The organism is Kitasatospora sp. NPDC036934 (assembly GCF_055608425.1).
In genome coordinates this window covers 77861-89207 of record NZ_JBVJQR010000014.1, presented here as the reverse complement: position 1 = coordinate 89207, position 11347 = coordinate 77861, and the positions used below count along the sequence as shown (strand labels likewise).

The 11347-nt window shown below is 74.1% G+C and carries 10 protein-coding genes; 6 read left to right on the top strand and 4 right to left on the bottom strand.

The window, feature by feature from the left end:
- The first annotated feature begins 10 nt into the window (after positions 1–10).
- Together ACZ7BZ_RS22410 and ACZ7BZ_RS22405 are read left to right on the top strand one after the other, a co-directional pair.
- Entirely contained in the window at positions 11–424 is a 414-nt protein-coding gene (locus ACZ7BZ_RS22410; protein ID WP_380459676.1) for a Fur family transcriptional regulator, read from the top strand.
- A gap of 182 nt (positions 425–606) precedes the next feature.
- A complete protein-coding gene (locus ACZ7BZ_RS22405; RefSeq protein WP_470359824.1) occupies positions 607–3546 on the top strand; it encodes an AfsR/SARP family transcriptional regulator in 2940 nt (979 codons plus the stop codon).
- A gap of 45 nt (positions 3547–3591) precedes the next feature.
- On the opposite strand, the gene ACZ7BZ_RS22400 is transcribed toward ACZ7BZ_RS22405, so the two are convergent.
- Both ACZ7BZ_RS22400 and ACZ7BZ_RS22395 read right to left on the bottom strand, forming a co-directional pair.
- Positions 3592–5436: a protein kinase domain-containing protein gene (locus ACZ7BZ_RS22400; protein WP_470359823.1), complete on the bottom strand. Its 1845-nt coding sequence runs from the start codon at positions 5434–5436 to the stop codon at positions 3592–3594.
- A 307-nt stretch (positions 5437–5743) separates the two neighbouring features.
- Positions 5744–7045: a cytochrome P450 gene (locus ACZ7BZ_RS22395; protein WP_470359822.1), complete on the bottom strand. Its 1302-nt coding sequence runs from the start codon at positions 7043–7045 to the stop codon at positions 5744–5746.
- A gap of 95 nt (positions 7046–7140) precedes the next feature.
- On the opposite strand from ACZ7BZ_RS22395, the gene ACZ7BZ_RS22390 reads away from it, so the two are divergent.
- The gene (locus ACZ7BZ_RS22390) at positions 7141–7761 is read left to right on the top strand and encodes an L-threonylcarbamoyladenylate synthase (protein WP_380463775.1); all 621 of its coding nucleotides are present in this window, start codon (positions 7141–7143) and stop codon (positions 7759–7761) included.
- A 16-nt stretch (positions 7762–7777) separates the two neighbouring features.
- Here the strand turns inward: ACZ7BZ_RS22390 and ACZ7BZ_RS22385 are convergent, their stop codons facing one another.
- On the bottom strand, positions 7778–8035 hold the full coding sequence (locus tag ACZ7BZ_RS22385) for a hypothetical protein (RefSeq protein WP_470359821.1): 258 nt from the start codon (positions 8033–8035) through the stop codon (positions 7778–7780).
- 29 nt (positions 8036–8064) lie between these two features.
- Here ACZ7BZ_RS22385 and ACZ7BZ_RS22380 point away from each other — a divergent pair, with 29 nt between their 5' ends.
- A complete protein-coding gene (locus tag ACZ7BZ_RS22380) occupies positions 8065–8274 on the top strand; it encodes a hypothetical protein (RefSeq protein ID WP_470359820.1) in 210 nt (69 codons plus the stop codon).
- A gap of 266 nt (positions 8275–8540) precedes the next feature.
- On the top strand, positions 8541–9203 hold the full coding sequence (locus ACZ7BZ_RS22375; RefSeq protein WP_380463781.1) for an NADPH-dependent F420 reductase: 663 nt from the start codon (positions 8541–8543) through the stop codon (positions 9201–9203).
- Positions 9204–9300: 97 nt separating this feature from the next.
- On the opposite strand, the gene aspA is transcribed toward ACZ7BZ_RS22375, so the two are convergent.
- Positions 9301–10737, bottom strand: a complete 1437-nt coding sequence (gene aspA / locus ACZ7BZ_RS22370; RefSeq protein WP_470359819.1) for an aspartate ammonia-lyase — start codon at positions 10735–10737, stop codon at positions 9301–9303.
- Between the two features lie 152 nt (positions 10738–10889).
- Between aspA and ACZ7BZ_RS22365 the strand changes: the two genes are divergently transcribed.
- Positions 10890–11339, top strand: a complete 450-nt coding sequence (locus tag ACZ7BZ_RS22365) for an Lrp/AsnC family transcriptional regulator (RefSeq protein WP_470359818.1) — start codon at positions 10890–10892, stop codon at positions 11337–11339.
- Positions 11340–11347 lie beyond the last annotated feature (8 nt).

Here is an 11347-nt window from a genome sequence, read left to right as displayed (position 1 = left end):
GGTGAACCGTATGAGTGACCTTCTGGAGCGGCTGCGCGAGCGCGGCTGGCGACTCACCTCCCAGCGGCGTGTCGTGGCCGAGGTCCTGGACGGCGAGCACGTGCACCTGACCGCCGACGAGGTGCACGCCCGGGCAGCCGAACGCCTCCCGGAGATCTCCCGCGCGACGGTGTACAACACCCTCGGTGAGCTGGTCACCCTCGGCGAGGTCATCGAGGTGTCCACCGACGGGCGGGCCAAGCGCTACGACCCCAACGCCCACCACCCCCACCAGCACCTGGTGTGCACCGGCTGCGGTGCCATCCGTGACGTCCACCCGGTCGGCAGCCCGCTCGCCGACCTCCCGACCGACCAGCGCTTCGGCTTCACCGTCTCCGGCGCCGAGATCACCTACCGGGGGCTCTGCCCCACCTGCGCGGGCTGACGGCGCCCTCCGCTCCGCCGCTCCCCTCCACTGCCCGTGAGCCCGTGCGCCCGTGCCCCGCGCGTTCGCGCCAGGCCGTGGCTCCGCCCTCGGCTCCCGACGAAGGAGGCTCTGACCAGCGGCGATGCGGTCGGTAAGATGCGCCGGGGGTTCATTGCGGCGGGCAGAGGGGGAGACGGCCGGTGGCTGGTTTGCGGTTCGCGGTGCTGGGGCCGGTGCACGGGTGGCGCGACGGCGGCGAGCTGACGCTCGGGGCGCCGCAGCAGCGGAGCCTGCTGCTGTCGCTGCTGCTGCGGGCCAACCACCCCGTACCGGTCGGCCAGCTGATCGACGACCTGTGGGGCGAGGAGCCGCCCGCCAGGGCCTCGGCCGTGATCCGGACGTACGTCCACCGGCTGCGCCGCGTCCTCGGGCCCGCCCCGCTGACCTCGCTCGGCGGGGGCTACCTGCTCGCCCTGGACGCCGGCGGACTGGACACCCACCGCTGCGAGGAGCTGATCGACGAGGCGAGGGAACTGCGCCTCGCCGGGGAGCACGCCGTCGCCGCCACCACGCTCCGCTCCGCCCTGGACCTGTGGCGGGGCGAGCCGATGTCCGGACTCCCCGGGCCGTACGTCGAGCGGCAGCGCGCCGAGTGGGCCGAACGCCGGGTGGCCGTCCTGGAGTCCTGTCTGGAGGCCGAGGTCGAGCTCGGCCCGTCGGACCGGACCGTCGCCGAACTCACCGCCGCCGTGGCCGAGCACCCGCTCCGGGAGCGCTTCGCCGAGCTGCTGATGCTCGCCCTCTACCGGACCGGCCGGCAGGCCGAGTCGCTGACCGTGTACCGCGCCACCGACCGGCGGCTGCGGGCGCAGCTCGGCGTCGCCGCCGGGCCCGGCCTGCGCGAGGTGCAGCGCCGGATCCTGGCGGCCGACGCCGCCCTGATGACGCCCGCGCCGTCCCGGACCGGCACCGCCCCGGCCCGCCCGTCGCACCCGGCCCCGGTACGGCCCACCCAGGTGCCGGCCGACCTCGCCGACTTCACCGGCCGCGAGGCGCAGACGGCGGCGCTGCGGACCGCCCTGCTCGCCCCGGACGCCATGCCCGTGGCGACGGTGTCCGGCCTGGGCGGCGTCGGCAAGACGGCCCTGGCCGTGCACGTCGCGCACGGCCTGGCCGACGACTTCCCGGACGGCCAGCTCTACGTCGACCTGCATGGCGCGGACGGCCGCCCGACCCCGGCCGAGGAGGCCCTCGGCGCCCTCCTCCGCTCGCTCGGGATGCCCGCCGACGCGCTGCCCGCCGGGCTCGCCGAACGCTCCGCCCAGTTCCGCTCAATGCTCTCCGGCCGGCGCGTGCTGGTGGTCCTCGACAACGCCCGGGACGCCGAGCAGATCAGGCCGCTGCTGCCCGGCCGGCCCGGCTGCGCGGTGCTCGTCACCGGCCGGGTCAGACTCGGTGCGCTGCCCAACGCGCACGTCGTCGAGCTGCCGGCCTTCGACCCGCAGGAGGCCCTCGACCTGCTCGGCCGGGTGATCGGCGAGCAACGGCTGCGGGCCGAGGCCGACACCGCCCTGGAGTTGGTCCGGCTCTGCGGCCACCTCCCGCTGGCCGTGCGCATCCTCGCCGCCCGCCTCGCCTGCCGGCCGGGGTGGACCATGGCGCGGCTGCTCGACAAGCTCTCCGAGAACCGCCGCCGGCTGGACGTGCTGCGCACCGGGGACCTTGCCGTCGAGTCGGCGTTCCGCTTCGGGTACGACCAGCTGGATCCCGAACAGGCCCGCGCCTTCCGCCTGTTGGCCGTGCCGGAGGTGCCCGACCTGTCGCCGGGCGCGGTCGCGGCGGTGCTCGGCCTGCCCGAGGACGAGGCCGAGGAGCTGGCCGAGTCGCTGGTCGACTGCTCGATGCTGGAGACCGCGCCGCCGGACCGCTACCGGTACCACGACCTGCTGCGCGCCTTCGCCCAGCGGCTCACCGGCCCGAGCCCGGCGGCGGACCACCCCGCCGCCGTCCTCACCCGTCTGATGGTCCACCACCACGCCGAGACCGTGGCGGCCCTCGGCCCGTCCGCAGCCCGCGCCGCCCTGCCCGGTGCCGGTGCACCGGCCGCCCCCGACGCCCGCGCGGTGGTCCGCGCGCGCCGCGAGTACCAGGGCATCGGCGCCCTGGTCGGCCAGTACGCGGGCCTCCCGGACCCGGCCCGGCTCGACCTGGCGGCCGAACTCCTGCTCGGCTGCAGTCTGTTGTGCGACACCGGGCAGGCCGCCCGGCCGCTCGGACACTCGGCCAAGGTGCTGCTCCAGGCCGCCCTGCGGCAGGGCGACCGGAGCGCCGAGGTCCGCGCACGGCTCGTCCTGGGACGCCTGCTGACGGAGGTCGGCTCCGAACCCGCCGCCCTCGGCGAGCTGCTCCGCTCCCGCGATCTGTGCACCGCCCACGACCTGCCGGGCCCACTGCTCGCCCTGGCCCACGCCTCCCTCGCCGCCCTGTTCGTCCAGGTCGGCCGACCGGCCGACGCGGTCGACGGCTTCACGGCGGCGATCTCGGTCCGGGAGCGGCTCGGCGACCGGCGGGCGGTGGCGGGCGAACTGCTCAACCTGGCGGGCGCGTTCACCGAGCTCGGCCGGTTCGAGGCGGCGGTCCGGGTGGTCGACCAGTCCCTGCTGATCTGCCACCAGCTCGCCGACCGCGAGCTCCAGTCGCTCGCCCTCGAATCGCTGGGCACCATCGCCCACGACCGCGGCGAGTTCGAGCAGGCCCTGCGCCACCACCGCGGCGCCCTCGACCTGCTGCAACCGGCCGACCTGCGCCGGACGGGCCGCACCCTGCTGCGCCTCACCGAGTCGCTGCGCGCCCTCGGACGCGGCGCCGAGGCGGTGGAGACCGCCGACCGGGCGGTCGAGGTGCTGACCCTCGACGGCGACCGCCGGGGCCGCGGCCTGGCCCTGGCGGCGCTCGGCGACGCGCTCGCCGACCGCGCCGCCGCCGACGACGAGGGCGCGGCCCGGGCGTGCCGGTCGGAGGCGTACGACATCCTGTCCGCCATCGCCTCCCCCGAGGCCGACCGGCTGTCCGCCCTGATCGGCCTCGGCCGCCCGGCCGACCGGCCCCGGCGGCAGTGGCCGTCCTGGCTTCCGGGGTAGCCCCGGCCACCACGGCCGCCAGGTGGCCTCAGCCACCGGGGCGGCTCAGGAGATCGCCCACACCTGGCCCTTGGCGTTCGAGCACGCCGACACCCCGGCCCAGTAGCCGACGCCGTAGGACGTCAGGCACTCCTTGCTCCAGTCGTTGACGATCAGGTACCCGCCCTCGACCGGCACCAGGTCCCAGATCTGGTTCTCGGTGGCCGGTGGATTCGTCCAGATCTGCACCTTCCGGGTGCCCTTGTCCAGGTCCAGCACCTTGGTGTACCCGCTGGCGCCGTTGCGCAGGTAGTACTTCCCTTCGGCGATCTTCTCCAGCCGCCAGGTCTGGGCCAGCGTGCCGTTGGCGTAGTAGGTGTTGATCCCGTTGCCGTCCTCGTTCTTGGACTGGTAGTTGTCCAGCGCGGCGCCGTTGGCGGTGATCTGCGAGGCCGTGGTGGGCAGTTGCGGCGCCGGCGGCTGGGTGGGCCGGGGCGACTGGGTGGGCTGCGGAGTCGCGGTGGGTGTGGCCGGTTCAACGGTGGCGGGCGGGTTGGGCGGGGTGGGTTCCCGGGTGGCGGGCGGGGGCTGGGTAGCCGGGTCGCGGACGGCGGGCGGGGCCGGGGCGGTGGCGACCGGCGCGGGCGGGGCGGGGTTCGGGCCGGCGGCGGGCACCGCTGGCGACGGACCGGGCACGGCCGGGGACGGCCCGGTGACCGGCCCGGGTCCGGCGTCCGGAGCGGGGCTCCCGGCACCCGCCGACGGGCCGTCGGACGGCGCCGGAGCCGTCGCGGCACCGGTCTGCGGTGCGGCACCGGTCTGCGGCGCGGCGAGCGGACGCTCCTCCGTCAGCGCCGAGATCGGCATGCCCGGCACGCCCGGGTCGGCGGCCCCGGCGGCGGAGGCTCCGGCCGGAGCGGCCTCCCGGTCGGGCCGGATCACCGTCGCCCCGGCGGCCCCGCCCATGCAGAGCAGCACCAGCGCCGTCACCCCGACCAGCGCGCGCGGGCCGGGCCGGGTCCGCGCCGTACGAGCGGCGGCGACCGGTCTCGACCGGGGCCGGTCCGGGGCCGCCGGCACCTCCTCCCCGACCGCCGCGAGGGCCTCCCGCACCGCCGTGGCCATGGCCGCCGCGTCGGACCAGCGCTCGCCGGACTCCTTCGCCATCGCCCGTCCGACCAGCGCCCGCACCGGCGCGGGCACCTCCTCGGGCAGCGGCGGCACGGGCTCCGTCAGGTGCTTGAGGATCACCTCCAGGGCGGTCTCCCCGTCGAAGGGAAGCTGCCCGGCCAGGCACTCGTGGAGGACGACGCCGAGCGCGTAGAGGTCGGCGGAGGCGGTGACCGTCCCGGTGGACGCCTGCTCCGGCGCCTGGTACGCGGCGGTGCCGAGTACGACCCCGGGTACCGTCAGCCGGGCGTCGCAGCCCGGCCGGGCGATGCCGAAGTCGGCGATCACCGTCCGGTCGCCACGGACCATCAGGTTGGCCGGCTTGATGTCCCGGTGGACCACCCCGGACTCGTGCGCGACCTCCAGGGCCTCCAGCACCTGGAGCGCCAGCTGGAGCGCCTCCGCGACCGGCAGCGCACCGCGGCGCTCCAGCACGGCGCTCAGCGGCTCACCGTCGATCAGCTCCATGACCAGGTACCCGACCGAGCGCTGCCCGTCGACGGTGTTGTGCCCGTAGTCGTACACCCCGACGATGCCCGGGTGCCGCAGCTGCGCCATGACGCGGGCCTCGGCGTGGAAGCGCTCGGCGAAGCCCGGCTCCTCCAGCAGGGCCGCCTTCACCAGCTTGACCGCCACCCGGCGGCCCAGGACCTCGTCCTCGGCGAGCCACACGTCGCCCATCGAGCCGCCGCCCAACCAGTCGACCAACCGGTAGCGGTCGGCGAGGACGGTGTCACGCATGGTTCTCCTCGAATCGAGCCCGATGACCGGAGCGGATCCGGGGACCGCCCGGCTCCACGGGCGTGCCCGGCTCCGTGGCGCCCCCGAAGATCGTGACTCCGACAAATAACTACTGACTTGCCATCCTATGAACGACGCTTGGCCTGGACCATTCCGCCCCCACGCTCTCCCCCACCCGCCGATCCACCCCCGACCGTCCACGTCAACGCCCAGGTCAACGGCCGTGTCGACGCCCGTGTCGACGCGCTCATCGAGGCGCTCGTTGACGCGCTCCACGCCCCCGCCGCGCGAGGACGAGGGCCCGGCGCTACCGCCAGCGGATCCGCAGCTCCTTCAACCCGTTCTGGAAGTTGGAGACCAGCCGCTTCGGCGGCGGGCCCGGGGCGAGCTCCAGGCCGGGCAGCTCGGCGGTGATCCGGCGGAGCATCACCGACAGCTGGATCCGGGCGAGCTGGGCACCGACGCAGAAGTGCGGGCCGTAGCCGAAGCTCACGTGGTCGTTCGGGGTGCGGGCGATGTCGAAGCGGTCCGGTTCGGGGAAGACGGTCTCGTCGCGGTTGGCGGAGGCGTGGTAGACCACCACCTTGTCCCCGCGCCGGATCGCCTGCCCGGCCAGCACCACGTCCCGGGTGGCGGTGCGCCGGAACTCCAGGACCGGCGGCCAGAACCGCAGCAGTTCCTCCACGGCCGAAGCCGTCAGTTCGGGCCGCCGGCACAGCTCGCGGTACTGGTCCGGGTGGCCGAGCAGCGTGTACAGCCCGCCGGGCAGGCCGTTGCGGAGCGTCTCGTTGCCGGCGACCCCGAACAGGAAGAACATCGTCTCGAACTCATCGGTGCTCAGCCCGGCGTCCCGCATCCGGGCGACCATGCTGCCCGGCGGCGGCTGTTCGGCGAGCGCGTGGGCGTACTCGAACATGTCGGCGAGGGCCGACCGGGACCGCGGGTTGAGCGGGCGGCCGTCGGGCGTGGCGGCGGGGCCGGGGCGGTGGGCGAGTGCGGAACGCCCCAGGTCGGTGAGCCGGGACGGGTCGGCCGTGCTGGACCGGGCGTGGTCCGGGTCCTGATAGCCGATCACCCGGTTCGACCAGTCGACCAGCAGCTGCCGGTCCTGTTCGGGCACCCCGAGGATGCGGGCCAGCGTCCACACCGGCAGGTCGGCGGCGACCGGTACGAAGTCGGCCTCGCCCGACGGGCGGATTCCGGCGACGAGTTCGGCCGCCCGCCGCTCGATGGCAGCGGTCAGCTCGTGCAGCGCGCGCGGCGTGAAGGCGGCCGCGACGGCCCGGCGCAGCCGGGAGTGGTCGGGCGGGTCCTGGTTGAGCATCATGGTGCGGGCGAAGGCCAGGTCGGCCGGCGTGTCCGGGTCCCTGATCTGGGTCGCGCCGAGGTGCGAGGAGAACAGCTCCGGGCTGCGCAGCACGTGCTTGACGTCCGCGTGCCGCAGCACCGCCCAGTAGCCGGTGCCCGACGGCCAGTCCGCCACCGCCGGCTCCTCCACCCAGCGGACCGGCGCCTGCGCCCGCAGCTCCCGGAACAGCTCGTACGGCACGCCGTCGGCGTACGTCCCGGGCAGGAAGATCCGGTTCACCCGCGCCTGGTCCACACCCATGGCCCCCGACCGTACGCCGCGTCCCGGCCGGTCCGCCAGGGTGCGGTCCGTCGCGGTTGCGCCCCCGGGCCGCCGGGATCCCGTAGGGTCGGCCAATGGCGAAGTACTTCGACGTTCACCCAGAGTCCCCCCAGCCGCGCACCATCGGCACGGTGGCCGACAGCCTCCGCTCCGGGGCCCTCATCGCGTACCCGACCGATTCCTGTTTCGCGCTCGGCTGCCGGCTGGACAACCACGACGGGCTCGAACGGATCCGCTCGATCCGGCGGCTCGACGAGCGCCACCACTTCACCCTGATGTGCGAGGACTTCGCCCAGCTGGGGCAGTTCGTGCAGCTCGACAACCGGGTCTTCCGGGCCGTCAAGGCCGCGACACCGGGCAGCTACACCTTCATCCTCCCCGCCACCAAGGAGGTTCCGCGCCGGCTGATGCACCCGAAGAAGAAGACGGTGGGCGTCCGGATCCCCGACCACGCCGTCACCCGGGCGCTGCTCGCCGAACTCGGCGAACCGCTGCTCTCCAGCACCCTGATCCTCCCCGGCGAGGACGAACCGATGACCCAGGGCTGGGAGATCAAGGAGCGGCTCGACCACGTGCTGGACGCCGTGGTGGACTCCGGCGACTGCGGCACCGAGCCGACCACGGTGATCGACTTCTCCGACGGCGAGGCCGAGATCGTCCGGCGCGGGGCCGGCGACCCCTCGCGGTTCGAGTGACCGGACCCGTACCGGATCAGCGGTGCCGGAGGTCCGCGAACGACCCCGCCAGGCCGCCCAGCGCCACGGCGGGAAGGATCGAGGCGTCCCAGCGCTGACCGCCCGACACCCCCGAGGCCACCACCAGGGCGGCGGCGACGCCCGCCGTCGCCCAGGCCGGCCGCGAACGCGGAAGCAGCGGCAGGGGCTTGCCGTTTCGCCGCAGTCGGGCCAGTTTGATGACGAGCAGGAGCACTGCGACCGCGAGCAGTGGCGGCACCATGTCGTGGGTCATGTCGCCAGGATGTCATGGATGGTGAAGAGTTGATCGAGCTGGGTGGGGTCGTCGATCCGGAAAGCGGCTTCCTCGACGGCGAGTTGAAGGCGGGCGCCGCACCGCCGGTCCACGGGGGCCTGGTGCGGGGCACTCTGCTCGTCCCAGAAGGCGTTCCGGGGTTCGCACCCTCCGCCGACCGCGAACTCGTACGGGCGCTCCACGGCGACCGGGGTGGTGAGGAGTTCCCGTTCTGCTAGCCGGCCGCCGGTGCAGCAGGGGCAGGCGTCGTCGGAGGGGGTGCCGGCGCCGGGGGTGCAGGTGATCGGGGCCTGGTCGGGGTCGTCGGGTGACTGTCGCCCGGGGCGGCGGTGCTGGCGCCTGATCCTGGCAGGGCCGGCACCGGGATCGCGTCTGCCGTGGGCTCCGGAGAACCAGCCTGCGGGTGCTGCGGTGCGGGAACAGACGCGGTCACCACGTGGTTGGGGCGAGGGACGGGCCAGTAGGGACTGCGAAGGGTTCTCCCATGAAGATCGGCATCATCGGCGCGGGCAACATCGGCGGCAACCTGACGCGGCGTCTGACCGCGCTGGGCCATGACGTTTCGGTGGCCAACTCACGCGGGCCGGAGTCGCTGAAGGCCCTGGTCGAGGAGACGGGCGCCACGGCCGTGACGGCTTCCGAGGCGGCGAAGGGCGCGCAGGTCGTGGTGGTGACGGTGCCGCTGAAGCACGTGCCGGACCTGCCCGCCGGGCTGTTCGACGGCGCCGCCGAAGGGGTGGCGGTGATCGACACCGGCAACTACTACCCGAAGGAGCGCGACGGCCGGATCGACGCGATCGAGGACGGCGGGCTGACGGAGAGCCGCTGGACGGAACAGCACCTGGGCCACCCGGTGGTGAAGGTGTTCAACGGCACCTACGCGCAGGACCTCCTGGAGCGCCCGCTCCCGGCGGGCGACCCGGAGCGGCTGGCCGTACCGGTCGCCTCGGACGACGAGGCGGCGAAGGCGGTCGTGCGGGCGCTGGTCGACGAGTTGGGCTTCGACACCGTGGACGCGGGCGGCATCGACGAGTCCTGGCGGCAGCAGCCGGCCACGCCGGTCTACGGGCTGCGGGCCGGCGTCGAGGCCGTACGGCGGGCGCTCGCGGAGGCCTCCCCGGAGCGGCCGGAGGCCCACCGGGCCTGACGCGGCGAGAGCCGTCCCTGACCCTGCTCCCGCCCGGTGCCGGGCGGGAGCAGGGTCAGGGACGGCTCCTGAAGGTGCTTCGCCCCAGGGCCTGGCGTCAGTTGCTGTGGGGGTGGGCGAGGCTGGCGGGGCTGAGGATCTCGCCGAGCTGCGCCTGGGTGAGCAGGCCGCGGCGCAGCACCAGGTCGCGGACCGGGGTCCCGCTGGTCAGCGCCTCCTGGGCGATGCTGGTGGCGTTCTCGTAGCCGATGTGCGGGTTGAGCGCGGTGACCAGGCCGATCGAGCGGGCGACCTGCTCGGCCAGGTGGTCGCGGTTGGCGGTGATGCCGGTGACGCAGCGCTCGGCGAGGGTCAGGCAACCGGCCCGCAGGTGGGTGAGGCTCTTCAGCAGGCTGTGGGCGATGATCGGCTCGAAGGCGTTGAGCTGGAGCTGCCCGGCCTCCGCCGCGAAGGTGACGGTCAGGTCGTTGCCGATCACCTCGAAGGCGATCTGGTTGACCACCTCGGGGATCACCGGGTTGACCTTGCCCGGCATGATGCTCGAACCCGCCTGCACCGCGGGCAGGTTGATCTCTCCGAGGCCGGTGCGCGGGCCGGAGGAGAGCAGCCGCAGGTCGTTGCAGGTCTTGGACAGCTTGACGGCGACCCGCTTGAGCACCCCGGACAGCTGGACGAACGCGCCGGCGTCCTGGGTCGCCTCGACCAGGTCGCCGGCGACCTCCAGGGGGATCCCGGTGATCGCCCCGAGGTGGGCGCAGGCCGTGGCCGCGTAGGCGGGGTGGGCGTTGAGGCCGGTGCCGATCGCGGTGCCGCCGAGGTTGATCTCGCGGATCAGCGCGCAGGCCTCGGCCAGTCGCCCCCGGTCCTCCTCCAGCATCACGGCGAACGCGGCGAACTCCTGGCCGAGCGTCATCGGCACGGCGTCCTGGAGCTGGGTGCGGCCCATCTTCAGGACGTCCCCGAACTGCGCCGCCTTCGCGGCGAAGGCGTCGCGCAGCTCGGCCATGGCCGCCAGCAGCCCCTGGGCGGCGAAGTACAGGGCGATCTTGACGGCGGTCGGGTAGACGTCGTTGGTGCTCTGCCCGGCGTTGACGTCCTCCAGGGGGTGGAGCAGCCGGTACTCGCCCTTGGTGTGGCCGAGCAGCTCCAGGGCGCGGTTGGCGACCACCTCGTTGGCGTTCATGTTGGTGGAGGTGCCCGCGCCGCCCTGGATCACGTCCACCACGAACTGGTCGTGGAACCGTCCGGCGCGGATCTCCTCGCAGGCCGCCACGACGGCCCGCGCCTTGCCGTCCGCCAGCAGGTCCAGATCGCGGTTGGCCATCGCCGCCGCCTGCTTGACGCAGGCCAGCGCGGTCACCAGCTCCGGGTACGCCGACACCCTGGTCCCGGTGATCGGGAAGTTCTCCACCGCCCGGAGGGTGTGGATGCCGTAGTACGCGTCCACGGGCACATCCCGCTCGCCGAGCAGGTCGTGCTCGGTGCGCGTCCCGGGGGCGTCCGACGGGTGGGAGAGGTGGAGGGCAGGCTGCATGACGGTGTCCGTGTCCGTTTCGAGGGTTTGCGAGGGTCGCCGTTCGTTCGGCGCGGGGCCCCCGGCGCCGGGCGCAACATTACGGCGAAACGGCCGCAATGGGTGTGCGAGTGTCTGCGGGGACGGCCCGTAAGGTGGCAGATAATGGCCGTATGGATTCGATCGACGGCAGTATCTTGCGGGAGCTCCAGAAGGACGGTCGGCTGACCAACCAGGAGCTCGCCCAGCGCGTGGGTCTCACCGCCTCCCCCTGCCTGCGGCGGGTGCGGCAGCTGGAACAGGACGGCGTGATCGAGGGCTACCGGGCGGTGGTCAACCCGCAGGCGATCGGCCGCAGTTTCGAGGTGCTCGTGTCGATCGAGCGCGACACCACGATGGTCGCCGCCTTCGAGGAGGAACTCCTGACCATCCCCGACGTGGTGGAGGCGTACCGCCTGATGGGCAGCCCCGGCTGCCTGCTGCGCGTCGCGGTCGCCGACCTGGCGGCCTACGAGAAGCTGTGGACCGAACGGCTGACCCGGCTGCCCGGCGCCACGGCCGTCAACTCACAGATCATCATGAAGCCGATCAAGCAGCGGGACGGCCTCCCGGTGGACAGCTGATCCACCGC